The following is a 19,926-nucleotide window of genomic DNA, read 5'->3' on the forward strand; positions in this document are numbered from 1 at the left end:
GCCGCGCGAGTCACGCCACCAGCAGGTCTTCGTAGAACGCGCCGATCGGCAGCGTGGGATGTGCGATCTGGATCTCCAGGATCCACAGGCCCGGGACGGGTTCGGCATCGAGGTCGCCGAGGTTGCCGGCCTTGTGCACGGCATGCGGGTAGTCGCCGACGCGGTGGCCCTTCGTTGCATGGTTCAAGCGCCAGCCAAGCGAGTCGGCTTCCGCGCTGACATAGTCGTATAACGCTACGCCCGTCACGCCTTCGCGCCAGCGCGCTTCACCGCGGCGGAACAGCTCACGCGCCGCTGCAGCGCACGAGTGCATCACGCTGTCATCGCCCACGACGAAGGTATCGCCGACGTCACCTTCGTGGCCTTCGAACACCGGCCCCAGGTCGACGAAGAAAATGTCGTTATCGGCAAGCACGGTATCCGGTGCCGAACGCTGCCGGAACGTCTTCAGCGTGTTCGCACCGAAGCGGATGATGCTCGGATGCCAGATGCGCTGCATGCCCGCGGCGTGCAGGCGCTCACCGGCCATGGCGATGGCTTCGGGTTCGGTCATGCCGGGGGTGATATGGGCAGCGATGTCGCGGAGCGCGGCCCAGGAGCGCTCACGGGCTTCCTGCATGCGCTCGTTGGAGAATCTGGCGCCGGTGGCCTGGGCGGTGGGACTGGACATAAAGGGCTCCTGAGCTCGCCGGTACTTTACTCCAGCTATGGGAATCACGACGCGTCTCGCGCGTTCGATCACGCGCCGTCGGGAAGCAGCCCCGGCAAATCCCGCCCAGCCTTGAACCGCCGAACAAGGTTCCACGGCTTCCGCCCCAGCTTCCCGAACTCCCCACGCCTGAAAGCAGCCACCGCATCCAGCACCCGTTCGCTTGCATGCCCATCATGCGAAGGATGGATGTTGTCCGCATGCGCCTTGATCGCCGCCATCAATTCCGGCGGATGCGTCAGAGCAAGATCGATCGCCGCGTCGACATCATCCGGTGTCGGCACGTCGAGCATGAACGCATGCGGCACGCGGTTCGCGATGGTGACGACGGGCTTGTGCATCACGGCGAACTCATGGATCACCGATGAGGTATCGCAGACGAGCACGTCGGCGGCGCGTTCCAGTTCGATCAACTTATCGGACGTGTAGAAACGCGCGTTCTCCGCTTCGAGCCCGCGATACGCGGCGACCAGTTCCTCGCCGCATTTCGGATGCAGGGTCAACAGCCACTGCCGGTCGCCGCGGGCGATCATCCGGCGGAGCGGCTCCACCATCGCCGGTGCCGCGCTCAGGCGGTGGCTGAAGGTGGAGGCATACATCACGACGGGCCGGCCATCGCGCGGCAGGATCGAGGGATCGGGCGTCGGCGGCGGCTGGATGAACAGTGGATCGAGCTTGGGCCAGCCGGTTTCGCGGACGGCGAAGTAGCGATGTTCCTTCGCCAGCGCTTCGAACGGCTGCGTCGTGGCGGGCCCCTGGGTCACGTACAGATCGAAGAAGCCGCGTATCGCGAAGTGTCCGCGGCCTGGCTCGCGCTTCTCCGCGTTGAAGCCATGGAAGACCTGGACCTTGATGCCGGGCAGGCGCGGGGAGACCCAGTTGGCGGCGCAGTACACCGCCTCGGGCTGCAGCGCTTTCGCGGCCTTCAGGCTGGTGATGCGTTGTTCGCCTGACGCCAGCTGCGCGGCCACGGAGGCCGGGACGATCCAGCCGACCTGCTGCCCGCGCGCCTGCGCGGCAGCGGCCAGCGGGCGCAGGATCGGCAGCGCATATTCCTCGGTGGCGAACATCAGGCACGCGGCCACGGCAAACCTCGGTCGGGGGCAACGTGGCATTATGGCGCGTCAGCCCCTTTCCTTCCCGTGCTTTCATGACCCAGCGGCCCATTTCCCTCTGCGTGATCACCCAGAACGAGGCCGACCGCATCCGGGATTGCCTGGCGAGCGCCAGCTTCTGCGATGACCTGGTCGTGGTGGATGGCGGCTCGAGTGACGACACCCAGGCGATTGCCCGTGAAATGGGCGCGCGCGTGTTCGAGCGCAAGTTCGACGGGTTCCGCAGCCAGAAAGCCTTCGCCGTGGCGCAGGCGAAGCACGAGTGGGTGCTCTGCCTGGACGCCGATGAGCGCGTCGGTGACGAACTGCGTGCGGCGATCGAGAAGGCCTTCGATGCCGGCTTCGCCGGTGCGGCCGGTTACCGCTTCTACCGCCGCAATGATTTCTTCGGCCGCTTCATGCAGCACGGCAACGCCGGTGCGGACAAGGTGCTGCGCCTGTTCGACCGCCGCCAGGGCGGCTGGCGGGGACCGCGCGAGATCCATGAATCGGTGAGCGTCGATGGCGACGTGAAGATGCTCGGCGGCTACCTCGATCACTACCCGTACCGCTCGCTCTCCGAGCTGATGGCCAAGCAGGAGCGCTACGCGCACATGATGGCCACCGAGGAGTTCGCCGCGGGCAAGCGCGCGACGCTCACCCAGATCATCGTGAGCCCGATGTGGCGGTTCTTCCGCGGCTACGTGCTACGCGCCGGGTTCCTCGATGGCTGGCGGGGCATCGTGTATGCGCTGCTGCGGGTGGAATACGTGCGGCGGAAATACGTGAAGCTGTACCTGCTCCAGCACGGGCAGAAGCCGTAACTTCCCGTCGGCGGGCCGAGACGCGTGGTGTGGGAGTGAGCTTGCGAACGATGCTCTTCCGCGCGCCTATCGTTCGCAAGCTCACTCCCACAAGATCGTGGCCTACAAGAGCTTTGCAGCCTCGTCGGCGATGCGGCGGGTGATGGCTTCGGCGCTGCCTTCCCTCGCCAGTGCGCCGGCCTGGCCGCTCCAGAGCGGCTGGAAGTCGCCGTGGCCGAGCTTCTCCGTTGCCGCGCGCATGGGCGCCAGCGCGCCGCCGGCCAGCGGGAAGGGCAGCGCATCCGGCGATAGCGGCCCAACCTCACGCATGATCCGGTTGATCACACCGCGCGCGGGGCGGCCGGTGAGCACGTTGGTGACGGCCGTGTTGTCGTCGCGGGCCTGCTTCACGGCGGCCTTGTGCGCGGGCACGCTCACCGATTCATCCGAGAGCAGGTAGGCCGTACCGATCTGGACGGCGGAGGCGCCCAGGATCAGCGCCGCGGCCATGCCGCGCCCATCGGCGATGGCGCCGGCGGCGATCACCGGTACCGACAACGCGTCCACCATCTGCGGGACCAGTGCGAACAGACCGGGCTGGCTCGCCATGTCATCAGTGAGGAAGTTGCCGCGGTGGCCGCCGGCTTCGTTGCCCTGGGCGATCACCGCGTCGACGCCCCGGTCGGCGAGCCAGCGGCCTTCGGCCACGGTCGTGGCGGCGGCGATGATCTTCGCGCCGGTGGCCCGGACCCTTTCGAGCAGCTCGCGGGCCGGCAGCCCGAAATGGAAGCTCACCACCTCCGGCTTCAGCGATTCGACCATGCGGCACATGGCGTCATCGAACGGCGCACGGCCACCGGCGGACGTGAGGCTGGCCGGGTCGACGCCGAACTCGGCGAAGTAAGGCGCCAGCCGCCCCAGCCAGCGCCGCTGATCGTCGTCGTTCGGCGTACGCGGCTGGTGGGCGAAGAAGTTCAGGTTGATCGGGGCCGCCACGGCGCCGCGGAACACCGCGACCTCCTCGGTCGCCTTCTCCACGCTGATCGACGCACACGGAATCGAACCCAGCCCGCCCGCCTTCGCCACCGCGATGGCGAGTGCCGACCCGCCGGAGCCCGCCATGGGCGCAAGCAGGATGGGCGTGTCGATGCGGAACAGGTCGAGCAGGCGGCGGTCGGTCCAGGTGGACATGAGGGGGAAGCTCCCGGGGACGGAGGAAGCGCCCATGATGCGCCCGTTGGGGCCATCCCGCTTGTCCCCACCCACCCGCGGTTCGTCCCCGGGTTGGCGGTTTTCCTCCCCGCGGCCGCGCCAGCGCCCGCGTCACGGCGCAGGATCGGTGGCAACCCAAAGGAGAACGACCATGGACCGCCGCACCCTGCTGAAGACCGCCCTTGTCCTCCCGCTGCTGCCGCTGGCCGCGAAGGTGGACGCCTACGTCACCGGCGGCGGACGCTGGTTGAAACCGGGTGCCGCGGGCTGGCCGACGGATGCGGACTGGGACGCGCTGAACCGCCAGGTCGGTGGGCGTCTCTCCATTCCGAAGAACCCGCTGCTCGACCCGGCGACCCGCGAGGACGCCCTGGCCCACATCGGCAACCAGTTCTACGTGGGTGACCAGCCGGGCCTGACCCAGACCGGTGCTTACTACAACGCCTGGACCTCGACCCCGAGCGCCCGGGCACTGGCCGCGGAGAGCGCGCAGGACATCGCCACGGCCGTGACCTGGGCACGCAAGCACCGGGTGCGGCTGGTGATCCGCGGCGGCGGCCACAGCTATCTCGGCGCCTCCAACGCCGCTGACTCACTGCTTATCTGGACCCGGAAGATGAACTCGGTCCAGCTCGTGGACGGCTTCGTTCCCCAGGGAGCGACGGCCGGCACGGCGGGTGTTCCCGCCGCACACGTCGGCGCCGGCGCCATGTGGATCGACGCTTACCACGCCGTCACGACCATGGGCGGCCGCTATATCCAGGGCGGCGGTTGCACCACGGTTGGCTGCGCCGGCTTCACCAACGGCGGCGGCTTCGGCAGCATGTCGAAGGGCTTTGGTACCGGGGCTTCCAACCTGCTGGAGGCCGAGGTCGTCACGGCCGATGGGGTGATCCGCGTCGTGAACGCGTACAAGGATCCGGACCTGTTCTGGGCCCTGAAGGGTGGCGGTGGCGGCAGCTTCGGCGTGATTACCCGCCTGACGTTCCGCACGCACTATCTGCCCCAGTCTGTCGGCGTCGTCCGCGGCAAGATCCAGGCGGATAGCGACGAGGCGTTCCACGCGCTGGTCGCAAAGGTGATGGCCCACTTCCGTGACCGCCTCTGCAACCCCCACTGGGGCGAGCAGATCGAGTTCCACGGCGACCGGCGGATCGACCTGCAGATGTTTTTCCAGGGCCTCGCGGAAGACCAGGCCAGGGCGGCCTGGCAACCCTTTCTCGACTGGGTGGCCGCCAGCAAGGCGTACACCTGGACGAGTCCTTTCTGGCTGGCGACCCTGCCTGCCCGGCACCTCTGGGATATCGATTTCTTCCAGGCGCAGGGCCTGAACTACGCCGTGCCGGATAACCGGCCGGGCACCCCGGGGTATCACATGGCCTGGGCCGGCGACCAGGAGCAGGTCGGCACGTACATCTACGCCTACACCTCCGCCTGGATGCCTTCGCGCCTGCTCAAGGAGGAACACATCGGGACACTCGCCACGGCCATCGTCGAGGCGGCGCAGATCCGGGGCTTCTCGTTCCATTTCAACAAGGGTCTCTACGGCGCTTCGGAAGAGACCCTTGCCAGGGCGCGCGACACGGCCATGAACCCCGAGGTGCTCGACGCGTTCGCCCTGGTCATCATCGGCGCCGGTGGCCCCGCGGTCTTCGAAGGGCTGCCCGATGCCCACCGCGACGACGTCAAGGCGAAGCGGGAATCGGATGCCGTGCAGAAGTCCTACGCCAGGCTGACCCAGGTGGCGCCCGGTGCGGGCGCCTACTTCTCGGAGAGCGATTACTTCCAGAAGGATTACCAGAAGGCCTACTGGGGCACGAACGCGCCCCGGCTGGCCTCGGTCAAGCGAAAGTACGACCCCGATGGCACGTTCGTAGTGCGCAACGGGATCGGCTAAGGGCCCGAAAGCCTTGGGGCAGGCCGGGTTGGATCAAATACCTGCGACAGGCTGTTGCTATGCAACAGCCGTGTAATGCGCGATACTTGAGACCTATTCTCATTTCCATTCGCATTACTGGGTGCCACGCCACCCACCAGGATCCGCCATGTTCGCCTCCCGCCTGCCCCGCCGCCGCCTCGCGGTCTCTGTCCGTAGCGCCCTTGTCGGCGCCCTCCTCGTCTCCGCATCGGTGCATGCCGCCGACGCTGACGTGGCCGATGCGCAGAAGAAGGCCCAGGAGAACGCCACCACGCTTTCCGGCGTGCAGGTGAGCGCTGACATGGCAGCGCCGACGGCTGCCTACGCCGGTGGCCAGGTCGCCCGCGGCGGCCGCTTCGGCGTCCTCGGCAACCAGGATGCGATGAACGTCCCGTTCGCCCTGACCAGCTACACCGACAACCTGATCCGCGCGCAGCAGTCGCGCACGCTGGGCGATGTCGTCCAGAACGACCCGGCGGTCCGCTACGGCTTCGGCTACGGCAACTACTCGCAGGTGTTCACCATCCGCGGCTTCCAGCTGGCCAGCGATGACATCAGCTTCGACGGCCTGTACGGCCTGCTGCCGCGCCAGCTGCTCGCGCCGGAACTGATCAGCCGCGTCGAAGTGTTCAAGGGTGCGAACGCGTTCCTCAACGGCATCAGCGTCAGCGGCAGCGGTATCGGCGGCGGCATCAACATCGCGCCGAAGCGCGCCGAGGTCGAGCCGATCACCCGCGTGGGCGTCGACTACGGTACCGATAGCCAGATCGGCGAAACCGTCGACTTCGGCCGTCGCTGGGGTGCGAACAAGGAATTCGGCCTGCGCGTGAACGCCGTGCACCGCGAAGGCGGTGCATCCATCGATGGCGAGAAGCGCCGCGTCACCGCCGCCTCCATCGCGTTCGATTACCAGGGCGAGAAGCTGCGCGTCACCACCGATGTCGGCTACCAGAAGCAGGACATCAACGGCGGCCGTTCGGTCGTGTACATCGGCGGTGCGACCGAAGTGCCGCGCGCACCTTCGGCACGCACGAACTACTCGCAGCCGTGGTCGGGCTCGTCGCTGGAAGATACCTTCGGCGTGGTTCGTGCCGAGTACGACTTCACCCCGTGGCTCACCGGCTACGTGGCCGCGGGCGCGCACCATGGCAACGAGTTCGGCGACTACGTCAGCCCCTCGCTGGTCGACAACGCGGGCAACGCGACGGAAGGCCGCTTCACCGTGCCGTACATCGCCAACACCGGTACCGGTGAGGCGGGTTTCAACGCGCACTTCGATACGGGTGAAGTCACCCACCGCGTGACGCTGGGCTTCTCGGCCCTGACCACGAACAAGAAGGCCGCGTACGCAGGTTCGTCCACGATCCGTACCAACATCTACAGCCCGACCTACGTCGCGCTGCCGGACTACATCTACAACGTCGGCCCGATCAGCAGCCCGGGCATCACGGGCCGCACGCAGCTGCGCAGCCTGGCCCTGTCGGATACGCTCGGCTTCTTCGATGACCGCCTCGCGGTCAGCGTCGGCGTCCGCCGCCAGAAGCTGCTCGTCGCGGGCTATGCCTATGCGGTGGATGGCGTGCCGGGCTCCAAGACCAGCGAATACAGCGCTTACACGAACAGCCCGGTCGTTGGCGCCAACTTCCGCATCAGCGACCAGTGGGCGGTGTACGCCAACCACATCGAAGCGCTCACCCAGGGCGGCGAAGCTCCGGTGAACTTCAACGGCAAGCCGGTCACGAACGCCGGCCAGGTGTTCAAGCCGTACAAGGCCAAGCAGAACGAAGTGGGCGTGAAGTTCGACGCCGGCACGGTCGGCAGCAGCCTCGGCCTGTACCAGATCAAGCAGCCGAGCGCGTACGTCGACGGCACCAACACATATGTGGTCGATGGCGAGCAGCGTAACCGCGGCATCGAGTGGAGCTTCTTCGGCGAACCGGTGAAGGGCGTGCGCATCCTCGGTGGCGCGAACTACGTGAAGCCGGAGCTGGTGAAGACCCAGGGCGGCCTGAGCGATGGCAACGACGCGATCGGCGTGCCGCGCTTCCAGGCGAACGCGGGCGTGGAATGGACCATCCCGAACACCCCGGACCTCACGCTGAGCGCCCGTGCCGTGCGCACCGGCAAGCAGTACCTCGACGTGAACAACGACCTGCGCGTGCCGGCGTGGACGACGTACGACATCGGCGCCCGCGTGACGCCGAAGCTCGAGAACGTGCCGGTCACCTTCAACGTCAGCGTGCAGAACCTGATGAACAAGGGTTACTGGGCATCGGCCACGGGCGGCTACCTCACCCAGGGCACGCCGCGCACGGTGATGGTCTCCGCTACGTTCGACCTTTAAGCAAGAACCATCGCGCGCAAGCGCGCTCCCACAAGGGCCTGCGCAGGTCTTTTGTGGGAGCGCGCTTGCGCGCGATGCTCTTCCCTACAGCGTCATATACGTGATGATGAAACACACCGCCGTCAGCAACACCATCGCCAGGATGAAGAAAATATCCGCGGTGCGCTCGAGGTGATGCAGGCGCGCCTGGGAATCCACGCGCAGCGCGAAGTACGCGCATAACGTCGCCACCAGGAACAACACCGCGTCGACCGCCAGCAGGTCGTCGGCGATGGTCTGGCTCTTGCTGACCGTGATCGATACGCGCAGCAGGCCGATGCCCGTGAGGCATGCGCCCACCATGCCGGCGGAGATACTGCAGACCATGCGGCTGCTGCCTTCGGCGAGCGGCGACATCTGGGGAAGTCGGGGCACGGCGGGTTCTCACGGCGGCGTTGGCCGGATCGTAACGTCACAACGGCGCCGCCATCCACAGGAAACTGCAAGCCGCGCGTGCTCGCAGGTTGTTACGTTTCACGGGCACGTCACACGGAGTCCCGGAAACCCATGCGCATCGGAATCGTCGGCGGATCGCTCGGGGGCCTGTTTGCGGCGGCCCTGCTGCACGCGGATGGCCACGACGTGCATGTGTATGAGCGCACCGAAGGCGGCCTGGCGGGCCGTGGTGCGGGGCTGGTCGCGCAGCACGAGATCTTCGAAGTGCTGCGCCGGCTCGGCACGGAATCGGTCGCGCGGGTGGGCGTGGTCGCCTACGAACGCATCGTGCTTGCCGTCGACGGCAGCATCGCCAGCACTGAGCCGACCCCGCAGATGCAGGTGTCGTGGGATGGCTTGTACGGCGCCTTGCTCGCACATGTACCGGCGCATGGCTACCACGCAGGGCTGACCGTCGCGGGCGTGGAGCAATCCGCGACGCAGGCCTTCATCCATCTCGCCGACGGCCAGCGGATCGGCTTCGATTGCGTAATCGGCGCGGATGGGCTCGGCTCGGTGGTGCGCAGCGTGGTGACGCCGACCCAGCGCGATAACCACTACGCCGGCTATGTCGCGTGGCGCGGGCTGCTGCCGGAAGCCGAGGTACCGCCGATCGCTTCCTCCTCGCTGTTCGAGCGTTTCGCTTTCTTCTTCATGCCCGGAGGCCAGGCGCTTGGCTACCTCGTGCCGGGCCCGAATGGTGAGATCGCGCCCGGGCGGCGCCGCTACAACTGGGTCTGGTATCGCCAGGCGGCGGGCGTTGCCGGCCTGCGCCAGACGCTGACCGATGCGGAAGGGCGTATCCATCCGTATTCACTGGCCCGTGGGGAAGTACCTGCGGGTGAGCGTGATGCTTTGCGCCTCGCGGCCCGTGAGGCATTGCCACCCGCGTTCCGCGCGGTGGTAGAAGCCGAGCCAGAACCATTCGTCCAGGCGATCTTCGACCACGAGGGCACCCGCATGGCCTCCGGCCGCATCGCCTTGCTTGGCGATGCCGCGTTCGTCGTGCGCCCGCATACCGCCATGGGTGCGGCGAAAGCCGCCGGCGATGCGATGACGCTCGTCGGCGCGCTACGCCGGCTTCCCGTGCGCGAGGCGCTGGTGGCCTATGAAGCGGAACGCCTGCCCGTGGGCCGGCGGATCGCGGCGTACGGGCGCCAGCTCGGCGAGTCGCTGCAGCCTGCCTAGCCGTGTCGACGCCGCGCGGCTTACTTCGACTGCCGCTCGCGGAACCGGCTCACCTTATGCCGGTTTCCGCACATCGCCATGCTGCACCAGCGCCGGCGATGCGACTTGGTGCGGTCGTAGAACCACAGGGAGCATTCTTCGTGCTCACACTCGCGCACCAGGCTGAAGTCGCCATCGGCGAGCAGGCTGATCGCCGCCTCACCCAGCGGCGCCAGCGCGCGCCACGAGGCATCGCCTTCGTAGCGGCGCTCGGCATGCATCCCGCCCGCGTGCGGGACCAGTTCGAGGTGGCTGCTCATATGCCGGGTGAGGGCATTGAGGTGGGCGGCGTCGATCGCATCGCCACGCTTGCGCGCCAGCACGGCCTGGCGGATGACCTCGCGCAGTTCGACGGCCCGCGCGCCCAGGCCGGCCGAAGCCTCTACGGGGCGGCCCGTCATCCGCGACAGCCAGGCCGCCGTGGCAGCGTCGGAGACGAGGTGGTCCACCGACTCACCGTTCTCCATGACCACGGTGTTGATCAGGTCCAGCGCGGGCTGGTCCGCGATGATCGGCGGGATCTCGAGCGAGGTAACGGGATTCATGGCCAAATTGTAACCTTTAAAACGGCTATTGACAAGTTACATGGTCGATGTTTAGCCTGTGCGTAACCCTTCTAATCAATTTATACAGGTTACCTGCGAGGAGCACTGCCATGACCCATGCCGCCGAGTATCCCGTCCACCACCGCTATGTCGACGCCGATGGCGTCCGCGTCTTCTATCGCGAGGCCGGCAATCCCGAGGCCCCGACCCTCCTGCTCGTCCACGGATTCCCGACCAGCTCCCTGCAGTACCGCGAGCTGTTCAGCGAGCTCAAGGACCAGTTCCACCTGGTCGCCCCCGACCTGCCGGGGTTCGGCTTCACCGAAGTGCCGGAAGGCCGCGGCTACGAATACACCTTCGACAGCCTGGGCAAGACCCTCGAGGCGTTCGTCGATGCGCTCGACCTGAAGAAGTACATCCTCTACGTGTTCGACTACGGCGCGCCCTCGGCCCTGCGCCTTGCACTGGCCAAGCCGGAGCGGTTCGCGGGCCTGGTCAGCCAGAACGGCAACGCCTACCTCGAAGGCCTGGGTGACGCCTGGGCGCCCGTCCGCGTGTACTGGGCAGACGCCACGCCGGCCAACCGCGAGGGTGTGCGCGAAGCAACCACGCTGGAAGGCATCAAGTGGCAGTACACCCACGGCGTGCCCGACCAGACCCTGCTCGACCCGATGATGTGGCAGCTCGACCACCTGCTGATGCAGCGCCCGGGCAACACCGACATCCAGCTCGACCTGTTCCTCAACTACCGGACCAACCTGGAGAAGTACCCCGACTTCCAGCGCCTGTTCCGCGAGAAGCAGGTGCCCACCCTGGTGATCTGGGGCAAGCACGATCCGTTCTTCATCCCGCCGGGCGCCGAGGCCTACCGCCGCGACAACCCTAATGCAGTGGTCGAGCTGCTCGATACCGGCCACTTCGCGCTGGAAACGCACGGCAAGCACATCGCCCAGCGCATTCGCGAGGTGTTTGGGAAGTAGCTCGCGGTGTAAGAGGTAACCAGCGTTGTGGGAGTGAGCTTGCGAGCGATGGGTCCGCGGAAGAGCATCGTTCGCAAGCTCACTCCCACAAGATCAGCGGCGCGCGTTGAAGACTTCCACCGCGTCATCACCCGCGGGGATGCGCATCGGACTGCTCGGGTCGGTGGCCGCATGCCATACGGCTTCGGCCACGGCGATCGAGCTGGTGGTCGGCGTGGTGGTGTCGCGCAGCCCTTCGAACACCTTCCCGGCGTACGCCTCGTACGGCGCCGGGAAGTCGCCGATGCGTTCGCGCGCGTTTTCGCCGAAGCGCGTCGTAGGTGCGCGGCCGGGCAGCACCAGGCACGCGCGGACGCCAAACTGCGCCAGCTCGAGCGCCAGCGATTCGGTGAACGCATTCACCGCGGCCTTGCTCGCCGTATAGACCGACAGCAGCGGCAACGACTTCAGCGTCACGCTCGAGGTCACGTTGATGATGACGCCCGCCTTCCGCTCGCGGAACTGCGGCAGCACCGCCTGGGTCATCGCGATCGTGCCGAGCGTATTGGTGGCGAAGACATCGCGCGCGACGTCCATGGGCGTGCCCTCGAGCGCGTTCAACATGCCGATGCCTGCGTTGTTCACGAGCACGTCGATGGGGCCTGCTTCCTGCACGGCCCGGGCGATGCTCGCCGCGTCCGTGACATCCAGCGCAACGAGCTTCAGCCGGTCCGACGGCGGAAGCAGATCCGTGCGCGGCGTGCGCATGGTCGCGATCACGCGCCAGCCCTGGTCGAGGAAGTAGCGTGCGGTCTCGAGACCGAAGCCGGACGAGCAGCCGGTGATGAGGACGGTTTGCATGGGGAAGACTCCTGGGTGGGTGGATCCATCCAAGATAGGCGCTGGGGACCGGACTACCTATAATCGAACGTCCACACTTTATTCGCGATAATCCGGTGATGACCGATCCGTTTGCCGAAGTGGTGACCCTGCTCCAGCCGACCATGCGGTTCTCCAAGGTCGTGACCGCGGGTGGCCGCTGGCGGGTGAACCGCCCCGCCGCAGGCGCGCCCTTCTACTGCGCCGTGCTCGAGGGCGCTTCCCGGCTGAAGGTGGCTGGGCAGGTGCTGACCCTGCATGCGGGCGATTTCGTTCTGGTCCCTGCGGCTTTCGAAATCGACAGCTCGAGCGTGGAACCACCACCCGGCAACGCGGTTTCCCCCGTCGAGGTCACGGAAGGACGCTCACGCGTCGGGGATCCCGATGCGCCCGTCGACTACCGCGCCCTGATTGGCCATTGTGCGTTCGGCTCGCCCGATGCCACCTTGCTCGTGTCCTTGCTGCCGGATGTCATCCACGTACGTGACGAAGCGCGCCTCACCACGCTGGTGGGCATGGTGGGTAACGAAGCGCGCGCCGGACGGCCCGCGCGCGACGTGGTACTCGAACGGCTGCTCGAAGTGCTGTTCATCGATGCGCTGCGTTCGGCCGGTGCCGCCGCGCCGACGGGGCTGGTCCGCGGCCTCGCCGATGCGCGCATCGCGCCGGTGCTCCGCCAGCTGCACGAGAGCCCGGCTGAAACGTGGAGCGTGGTACGCATGGCGAAGGAAGCCGCGCTGTCGCGTTCGGCGTTCTTCGAACGGTTCACCCGCGTGGTCGGCGTCGCACCGATGGAATACCTGCTGACGTGGCGCATGGCCATGGCGCGGCAGTTGTTGCGGCAGGAAGGCGCGGGCGTCGCCAGCGTCGCCGAACAGGTGGGTTACGGCTCGGCCAGCGCCTTCAGCGTGGCTTTCGCGCGGCACGTCGGCCAGCCGCCGGCGCGGTATGCACGGGCGGTGGAATAGCGGCGCCGTTCTTCACGGCGGTGTAGTAGCCCCACAGCATCTGCGCCGCTACCGCGCGGAACGGCTTCCAGCGTTCCGCCCGCGCATACAGCTCTTTCTCCGTCGGGCGGTGTTCGCCGCCATCGACGAGGCGCGCGGCTTCCTGCAGCGCGATGTCCGCCGCCGGGAAGAAATCGGTGCGGCCATAGGCACCGATGAGGAACGCTTCCGCGGTCCAACGGCCAATGCCGAGCAGCGCGGTGAGCGACGCGACGGCCTCGTTATCGTCCATGCCTGCCAGCGCGGCGAAATCGATGCGGCCTTCCTGCTCCGCCTGCGCGAGCGCCACGGCATAGCGCGCCTTCGGCTTCGACATACCGAGCTCACGCATCCGCTCCTCACCGGCAAGGATCACCGCGTTGGCAGTGACCTCGTCCAGGCCTTCCTGGATACGCTTCCAGATCGCCGCCGCGGAGGCGAGCGACACCTGCTGCTCGGCGACCAGGTGAAGCAGGCCGCTGAAATTCGCCGGGCGCGAGCGCCACGCGAACTCCGGAACCGCCGCGTTCGCGACGGCCAGCGATGGATCAAGCCGAACGAGCTCCGCGCGCAGGGCGCGGAGCTCGTCGGCGGTGTAGCTATGGCCGTGGGGACGGGAGGCTTTCGGCATCCCGTCAGGTTATCGCCTCACGCGGTAGCGAGATAGCGTTCGGCCGGCGTCGCGCTGGAAAGGCGCGGCGCCATGACCTGGCGGGCCGCTTCGTACGCGTTCCATTCCGCTTCGTCCTGCAGCGGCGGGATGGTGATCAGCTCACCGCGGTCGAAGCCGACCAGCGCCGCGTCGACCAGGTCTTCCGCGCTCATCACGATCTCCTTCGGCAGCATATCCACCGACATGCCACCGGCGTCCCAGAAATCGGTCGCCGTGGCGCCCGGCAGCACGGCCTGCACCTGCACGCCCTTGTCGCCCAGCTCGTGCTTCAGCGACTGGCTGAAGGCAACGACATACGCCTTGCTGCCGCCGTACACGCCGTTGAGGATCTCCGGCGCAATGGCCACGATCGAGGCGACGTTGATGACCGCGCCCTTGCCCCGTGCCACGAAGCCCGGCACGGCGGCATAGGTGAGGCGGGTCACTGCCGTGACGTTGAGGTCGATCATCCTGTTCATCGCGTCGATCTTGCTGTCGAGCAGCGGCGTGTGGGTGCCGACGCCCGCGTTGTTCACCAGCAGGCTGATGCTCGCATCGTCACGCAGCTTCGCTTCCACGCGGCCGAGGTCGGCGGCGTTGGCGAGGTCGGCGGCCAGCACTTCGACCCGGCGGCCGGTGGCCTGGGTGATCTTCGTCGCCAGGGCATTGAGGCGGTCGGCACTGCGGGCGACCAGGATCAGGTCATGGCCGCGCGCCGCGAGGCGTTCGGCGTAGACGGCACCGATGCCCGACGAGGCGCCCGTGACAACAGCGGTTCCGAGGGAAGCGTTCATGGTGTTCTCCAGCGTGTGAGGCGGCGGGTGCCGCGGCATGGAGATAGCTTGCGCCGGCTCGACCATGGCGCAAATGACGTATATAGTCATGTTTTAGGTCACGACGCCGGAGGCCGGCCATGCACCGCATCGGGTATGTCCTGGCGGATAGCTTCCAGATGATGGCCCTGGGTACCCAGGCCGTCTTCGAGTTCGCCAACCAGATCGTCGGCAGCGAGTACTACAAAGTCGAGGTCTACGCCCCCGGCGGCGGCGACGTGCGCTCATCGTTCGGTATGTCGGTGGCGACCAGGCCGCTGACCGCCCGGACGAACGCGGATACGTGGCTGATCCCGGGTGTGCTCGATCCGCTGGTCACGGATACCGAGCCGGCCGTGCTGAAGTTCCTCGCGGGTCCCGCGCAGCGCGCACGCCGCATCGCCGGCCTGTGCACGGGCGGGTTCATGCTCGCGGAAGCAGGCCTGCTCGAAGGCCGCCGCGCCACCACGCACTGGCTGTTCGCCGATGCCCTGCGCCAGCGCTTCCCGAACATCACCGTCGAGCCGGACCGGATCTTCGTCAACGATGGTCCGATGTGGACCTCCGCCGGCATGACCGCGGGTCTCGACCTCGCCCTGGGCCTGGTGGAGAAGGACCTCGGCCCGGAGGTAACGCGCCCGCTCGCGCACCGCCTGGTCATGCCGCACCACCGCGCGGGCGGCCAGACCCAGCATTCGGAGATGCTCACCCTGGCGCCGCGTACCGATCGCATCCAGGAAGCGCTCGACTACGCGCGACGCCACCTGGCCAAGCCGCTCGGCGTCGAGGAACTCGCCGGCGTCGCGCACCTCAGCCCGCGTCAGTTCAGTCGCGTCTTCACCGCGGAGACCGGCGAGTCGCCCGCGAAGGCCGTGGAAAAGCTGCGGCTGGAAGCGGCGCGGACGATGATCGAACAGAGCCGCCATTCGCTCGACGTCGTCGCGCGGGAAACGGGCTTTCGCGATCGCCGCCACCTGCGCGAAGTGTTCGTGCGTGGCTACGGCATCCCGCCGCAAGCCGTGCGCCGCACCGCGCGTGCCTAGAACAGGCCCGGCTGCTGGTTGGTCAGCGCCGCCAGGCTGTCGCCGAGGGGCGCGAGGATCGCATCGGCGATCGGCTCGAGCTGGTTGGTGAGGTAGTGCTCGTGGTCGATGCTCGCCATGCGTGCTTCGACCGGCTCGGGACCGCCCAGCGTCATGACGTAGCTGATCCAGCCGCCATTCTGGTACTGCAGCGGGCGGCCCTGGCGCGCGTTGTACTCATCGGCGAGGCGCGCGGCGCGCACCTGCGGCGGCGTGGTGCGGTCGTATGAATCGAGCTTGCCGCGCAGGCGCTTGCGATAGACCAGCAGGTCATCCAGCGCACCCGCCTGCAGCTGGCGGACGTAGTCCTTCACATAGTCCGCGTACGGTTCGCGGCGGAAGATGCGGCCGTAGAGTTCGCGCTGGAAGCCCTGCGCGAGCGGGGTCCAGTCGCTGCGCACGGTTTCCAGGCCGCGGAATACGAGTTCCTCGCTACCCGCTTCTTCGACGAGACCGGCGTAGCGCTTCTTGCTGCCCAGCTCGCTGCCGCGGATCGTCGGCATGAAGAAGCGCTTGTAGTGCGTATCGAACTCGATCTCGAGGTAGCTGGTGATGCCGAGCCCGGCCGCCAGCGTGTCCTTCCAGTGGCCGTTGATGCGCGCGACGAGACGCTCGGCGACCGCCATCGCTTCCGCTTCGTCGTGGGCACGGCCCAGCCAGATGAAGATCGAATCGGTATCGCCATAGATCGCTTCGTAGCCTTCGGCTTCAACGAGCTCGCGCGTCGTCCGCATCATTTCGTGGCCGCGTAGGGTCACGGCAGCGGCGAGGCGCGGATCGAAGAAGCGGCCGCCCGAGGCGCCGAGCACGCCGACAAATGCATTCATCAGCAGCTTGAACGCCTGTGACAGCGGCTGGTTGCCGTCACGCTTAGCCTGGTCGCGACGCTCCCACAGGTGGGTGATGATGCCCGGGAGGCAGTGCTTCGTGCGCGAGAAACGCGTGCCGTTCGGCCCGGGCACGGTCTGCGCCTCGTCGCTCGCCAGCGCACCTTCGGCCAGCCCGATCGGATCGACGAGGAAGGTGCGGATGATCGATGGATAGAGGCTCTTGTAGTCGAGCACGAGCACGGAGTCATAGATGCCCGGGCGCGACTCCATCACGAAGCCACCCGGATACGACTCGCCGTGCGCGCTGCCGATATTCGGCGCGACATAACCCTCGCGATGCATGCGCGGCAGGTAGTGGTGGCTGAATGCAGCGATGGAACCGCCCGACTGGTCGGCGGGCAAGCCGGTGGCATTCGCGCGCTCGAGGACGAAGTTCAGCAGATCGGCCTTGGCGAAGATCTTCGTCACCAGCTCGCAATCGACCAGGTTGTAGCGCGCCAACGCCGGCTTGTCCTCGCGGAAGCGCCGTTCGATCTCGTCCATGCGGTGGTACGGATCGTCCGTATCCTTGCCCTCGCCAAGCAGCGCCTGCGCCACGCTTTCAAGGCTGAAGGACGGGAACGACCACATCGCGGAACGCATCGCTTCGATGCCATCGATCGCGAGACGCCCGGGGATCGAGGCGAACACGTAGCCCTCGCGACGGCCGTGGTTACGCCAGTCGATCGGCTTGCCCGAGCGGCCGAGCGCCAGCACCAGGCCATGCTGGTCGGCACAGGCCTGCAACAGCCGCAGATCGAACTGCACGAGGTTCCAGCCGATGATCGCGTCGGGATCGTGTTCGCGGAACCACGCGTTGATGGCGAGAATGAGCGCGGGGCGGTCGGCCACGTAGGTCAGGGTGAAGTCGGCTTCGGCCGCCGTGTCGTCGGGCGCCGCGCCGAGCATGTACACCTGGCGCTGCCCGCAGCCTTCCAGCGCGACCGAGTAAAGCTCGCCCATCGCGCTGGTTTCGATATCCAGCGATACCACGCGAAGCGGCGGCCGGTATGGGTCCGCCGCCTTCAGGCGTGGGTTCACCAGTACGGCATCGTCCGCGTTCCCCGTGGCGTCCACCGTGACCGACGCGGTGATGAAACGCTCCATGAGGTAGCGGTCGGTCGGGCGGATGTCGGCTTCGTGCAGCGTGACGCCGCGTTCGGCGAGCCGCTTCTCGAGGCGGAGCATGGCGCGATAGCTCTGCCCGTACAGGCCGTGCACGGGCTCCTGCGCCAGCGTCTTCAGCGGGAGGGCCTTGAGCTCGAACGCCGCGTCGTTCCGGATCGCGGCCTCCACTTCCACACGCTGGGATTCGCGCACGAACGCGACGGCGGCCTGCCCTTTCACCAGCACCGCGCGCGGGCCATCGTCCGTGGCCAGCCACAGTTCCAGGTCCACGCCTTCGCGGGTGTCCCGCCACTGGCGGGTGAGGATGAAGGCGCGCTGGCCGGGGGAACTCATCCGGACATTTTAGCGCGCGGCCTATCCCGCGACGCGGCCCGCGCGACCCTTGCTGACAGCGTGGTGTCAGCAGGCCCGCTGGTATGATCCGGAGCCTGTCCGGACGCAGGGCGTGGTCGCATGGCGAACGAGAAGACTTTCGATGTCGATGTCGTGATCGTCGGCGCGGGCGCCGCAGGCATCGGAGCAGCCCGGCGGCTGTCCGGCCAAGGCTTGTCGGTATGGCTGCTCGAGGCATCGCAACGCCTGGGTGGCCGCGGCTGGACGCTCGACCTTTCCGGCCTGCCGCTCGACATGGGCTGCGGCTGGCTGCATTCGGCGGAACACAACGCCTGGCGCCGGATCGCCGAGGCTCAGGGTTGGACCATCGACCGCCGCCCCGCTGCGTGGGACAAGGCCCAGCCGCATCCGCACTTCACCGAGGCCGAGCAGGACGAGGCGCACTCGGCGTTCCGTGCGTGGCACGAGCGTTTGATGAACACGCCTCCCGCGTCGGATCGCGCCTCCGATGCCCTCGATCCGGCCAACCGCTGGAATGGCTACCTGCAGGCGATGAGTGGCTTCATCAGCGGCGCGTCGCTGGAGCGCATTTCGGCGGCCGATTACAATGCTTACGAACGCGCTGCCACGGAGCACAACTGGCGGCTGCCGCGGGGCTACGGGACGTTGATTGCCTCGCAGCTGCCGACGGACGTCGCCTGCCGCTTCGCGACGCCCGTGGAGTCAGTGGACGTGGACGGCACCGGCGTCGTGCTCGAGACGCCGCAGGGCACGGTCCGCACTCGCGCCGCCATCCTCACCGTTTCCACAAATGTCATCGCCAGCGATCTCATTCGCTTCCCGGCTGCCCTGGATGACTGGCGCCACGCCGCCGGCTGCCTTCCGCTGGGCTGTGATGAGAAGCTCTTCTTCGAGATCCTCGGCGACGTGGAATTACCCACGGAGCAGGTGATGATCGCCGACCCGCACGACCCGGATAGTCCGGTGTTCTACTTCCGGCCGCTGGAACGGCCGCTGGTCGAGACGTTCCTCGGCGGGCGTAGTGCACATCAGGTCACGGCCGATGGGCCGGCCGCTTCGTTCGATCACCTGTCTTCGCTGCTGGCCAGACTGCTGGGCACCGCTGCGATGCGCCACCTTCGCCCCCTGGCCTCTTCGGCGTGGAGCGCATCGACGTATATCCGCGGTTCGTACAGCCACGCGCTGCCGACTCAGGCGCATCAACGACAAGCGCTTGCCCAACCGTTCCGGGAACGCCTGTTCTTCGCTGGCGAGGCCACCCACCCGGATGCGTTCTCCACGGCGCATGGCGCGCTTGAGAGCGGGGAACGCGCGGCAAGCGAGCTGCTCGCTTGCCTGCCAACCCGGGGCGGGCGAATGATCTGACCCGGCGGGGCGACGGTTACATGCAAAGGCGGCGACGCGTTGAGGCGCCGCCGCCACGATCAGGAAGGTTTAACGGCGCCAGCCACCGCGGCAGTCGTGCCAGCGGCAATAGTTATCGTGGTGGTAGTAACCACCCGGGCGGCGGTCGTCGATGATGCAGCCGCTCAGCGACGAGGCGAGCATCACGATGGTCATGGCGAACATCAGGCGTTTCATGGCGATACTCCGTGTCGTGCGTAGTGCACGCTCGACACCAGCCTGATGCGAATTCGCTGAACGAAAGGTCGCTGAAACGGTGTGTGAGACGTGAGCAGCGAGCGACCATTCAGCCCGCCGTTGCCTGCCGCTCAGTTGTGTGAATCGATGGCGAACGCAGGTTCTTGCTCATGTGCGTTAGTCGTCGGTTCATTCGCTGAAGCGAATGCGTGTGTTGAGCGGCTTGCGCCGCCTTAGGCTGGGTGTCCGCGGTGATCGGGAGCGGTCAGGCCCTGGCGGCCGCCAGGCGCGGACCTTC

Annotated in this window: 18 protein-coding genes; 8 read left to right on the forward strand and 10 right to left on the reverse strand. The window is 67.3% G+C overall.

What is annotated here, in order from left to right; translation table 11 throughout:
- Window positions 1-10: 10 nt before the first annotated feature.
- Together ACZ6YI_RS11925 and ACZ6YI_RS11930 are read right to left on the reverse strand one after the other, a co-directional pair.
- Window positions 11-670: a M24 family metallopeptidase gene (locus ACZ6YI_RS11925; protein WP_465778847.1), complete on the reverse strand. Its 660-nt coding sequence runs from the start codon at window positions 668-670 to the stop codon at window positions 11-13.
- A 68-nt stretch (window positions 671-738) separates the two neighbouring features.
- A complete protein-coding gene (locus ACZ6YI_RS11930) occupies window positions 739-1,779 on the reverse strand; it encodes a CDP-glycerol glycerophosphotransferase family protein (protein ID WP_465778948.1) in 1,041 nt (346 codons plus the stop codon).
- A gap of 80 nt (window positions 1,780-1,859) precedes the next feature.
- Between ACZ6YI_RS11930 and ACZ6YI_RS11935 the strand changes: the two genes are divergently transcribed.
- Complete coding sequence (locus ACZ6YI_RS11935) at window positions 1,860-2,627, forward strand: glycosyltransferase family 2 protein (RefSeq protein WP_465778848.1); 768 nt, start codon at window positions 1,860-1,862, stop codon at window positions 2,625-2,627.
- Window positions 2,628-2,729: 102 nt separating this feature from the next.
- Here the strand turns inward: ACZ6YI_RS11935 and ACZ6YI_RS11940 are convergent, their stop codons facing one another.
- The gene (locus ACZ6YI_RS11940; RefSeq protein ID WP_465778849.1) at window positions 2,730-3,797 is read right to left on the reverse strand and encodes an NAD(P)H-dependent flavin oxidoreductase; all 1,068 of its coding nucleotides are present in this window, start codon (window positions 3,795-3,797) and stop codon (window positions 2,730-2,732) included.
- A gap of 172 nt (window positions 3,798-3,969) precedes the next feature.
- Here ACZ6YI_RS11940 and ACZ6YI_RS11945 point away from each other — a divergent pair, with 172 nt between their 5' ends.
- Window positions 3,970-5,715 carry an FAD-binding oxidoreductase gene (locus ACZ6YI_RS11945; protein ID WP_465778850.1) on the forward strand — a complete coding sequence of 582 codons (1,746 nt, stop codon included), beginning with the start codon at window positions 3,970-3,972 and terminating at the stop codon, window positions 5,713-5,715.
- Window positions 5,716-5,863: 148 nt separating this feature from the next.
- Entirely contained in the window at window positions 5,864-8,080 is a 2,217-nt protein-coding gene (locus ACZ6YI_RS11950) for a TonB-dependent receptor (RefSeq protein ID WP_465778851.1), read from the forward strand.
- An 84-nt stretch (window positions 8,081-8,164) separates the two neighbouring features.
- On the opposite strand, the gene ACZ6YI_RS11955 is transcribed toward ACZ6YI_RS11950, so the two are convergent.
- Window positions 8,165-8,494: a hypothetical protein gene (locus tag ACZ6YI_RS11955; protein ID WP_465778852.1), complete on the reverse strand. Its 330-nt coding sequence runs from the start codon at window positions 8,492-8,494 to the stop codon at window positions 8,165-8,167.
- Window positions 8,495-8,626: 132 nt separating this feature from the next.
- Here ACZ6YI_RS11955 and ACZ6YI_RS11960 point away from each other — a divergent pair, with 132 nt between their 5' ends.
- The gene (locus tag ACZ6YI_RS11960) at window positions 8,627-9,742 is read left to right on the forward strand and encodes an FAD binding domain-containing protein (RefSeq protein WP_465778853.1); all 1,116 of its coding nucleotides are present in this window, start codon (window positions 8,627-8,629) and stop codon (window positions 9,740-9,742) included.
- Between the two features lie 20 nt (window positions 9,743-9,762).
- On the opposite strand, the gene ACZ6YI_RS11965 is transcribed toward ACZ6YI_RS11960, so the two are convergent.
- Window positions 9,763-10,326 (reverse strand): CGNR zinc finger domain-containing protein, encoded by a 564-nt coding sequence (locus ACZ6YI_RS11965; protein WP_465778854.1) that lies wholly within the window; start codon window positions 10,324-10,326, stop codon window positions 9,763-9,765.
- Between the two features lie 110 nt (window positions 10,327-10,436).
- On the opposite strand from ACZ6YI_RS11965, the gene ACZ6YI_RS11970 reads away from it, so the two are divergent.
- On the forward strand, window positions 10,437-11,306 hold the full coding sequence (locus tag ACZ6YI_RS11970) for an alpha/beta fold hydrolase (RefSeq protein WP_465778855.1): 870 nt from the start codon (window positions 10,437-10,439) through the stop codon (window positions 11,304-11,306).
- Window positions 11,307-11,399: 93 nt separating this feature from the next.
- Here the strand turns inward: ACZ6YI_RS11970 and ACZ6YI_RS11975 are convergent, their stop codons facing one another.
- Window positions 11,400-12,146 carry an SDR family oxidoreductase gene (locus ACZ6YI_RS11975; protein WP_465778856.1) on the reverse strand — a complete coding sequence of 249 codons (747 nt, stop codon included), beginning with the start codon at window positions 12,144-12,146 and terminating at the stop codon, window positions 11,400-11,402.
- A 98-nt stretch (window positions 12,147-12,244) separates the two neighbouring features.
- Between ACZ6YI_RS11975 and ACZ6YI_RS11980 the strand changes: the two genes are divergently transcribed.
- Window positions 12,245-13,132, forward strand: coding sequence for an AraC family transcriptional regulator (locus ACZ6YI_RS11980; RefSeq protein ID WP_465778857.1), 888 nt, complete (start codon window positions 12,245-12,247; stop codon window positions 13,130-13,132).
- Here the strand turns inward: ACZ6YI_RS11980 and ACZ6YI_RS11985 are convergent.
- Window positions 13,068-13,781 (reverse strand): DNA-3-methyladenine glycosylase family protein, encoded by a 714-nt coding sequence (locus tag ACZ6YI_RS11985; RefSeq protein ID WP_465778858.1) that lies wholly within the window; start codon window positions 13,779-13,781, stop codon window positions 13,068-13,070. The genes ACZ6YI_RS11980 and ACZ6YI_RS11985 overlap by 65 nt on opposite strands.
- 17 nt (window positions 13,782-13,798) lie before the next feature.
- The gene (locus ACZ6YI_RS11990; RefSeq protein ID WP_465778859.1) at window positions 13,799-14,596 is read right to left on the reverse strand and encodes an SDR family NAD(P)-dependent oxidoreductase; all 798 of its coding nucleotides are present in this window, start codon (window positions 14,594-14,596) and stop codon (window positions 13,799-13,801) included.
- A gap of 119 nt (window positions 14,597-14,715) precedes the next feature.
- Here ACZ6YI_RS11990 and ACZ6YI_RS11995 point away from each other — a divergent pair, with 119 nt between their 5' ends.
- Window positions 14,716-15,657 carry a GlxA family transcriptional regulator gene (locus ACZ6YI_RS11995; protein WP_465778860.1) on the forward strand — a complete coding sequence of 314 codons (942 nt, stop codon included), beginning with the start codon at window positions 14,716-14,718 and terminating at the stop codon, window positions 15,655-15,657.
- Here the strand turns inward: ACZ6YI_RS11995 and ACZ6YI_RS12000 are convergent.
- Entirely contained in the window at window positions 15,654-18,026 is a 2,373-nt protein-coding gene (locus ACZ6YI_RS12000; RefSeq protein ID WP_465778861.1) for a DNA polymerase II, read from the reverse strand. The genes ACZ6YI_RS11995 and ACZ6YI_RS12000 overlap by 4 nt on opposite strands.
- Window positions 18,027-18,146: 120 nt before the next feature.
- Between ACZ6YI_RS12000 and ACZ6YI_RS12005 the strand changes: the two genes are divergently transcribed.
- Complete coding sequence (locus tag ACZ6YI_RS12005; protein WP_465778862.1) at window positions 18,147-19,412, forward strand: flavin monoamine oxidase family protein; 1,266 nt, start codon at window positions 18,147-18,149, stop codon at window positions 19,410-19,412.
- Window positions 19,413-19,481: 69 nt separating this feature from the next.
- On the opposite strand, the gene ACZ6YI_RS12010 is transcribed toward ACZ6YI_RS12005, so the two are convergent.
- The gene (locus ACZ6YI_RS12010; RefSeq protein WP_440324349.1) at window positions 19,482-19,628 is read right to left on the reverse strand and encodes a lipoprotein; all 147 of its coding nucleotides are present in this window, start codon (window positions 19,626-19,628) and stop codon (window positions 19,482-19,484) included.
- Window positions 19,629-19,926: the final 298 nt, after the last annotated feature.

This window comes from Luteibacter sp. NPDC104163 (assembly GCF_055584245.1).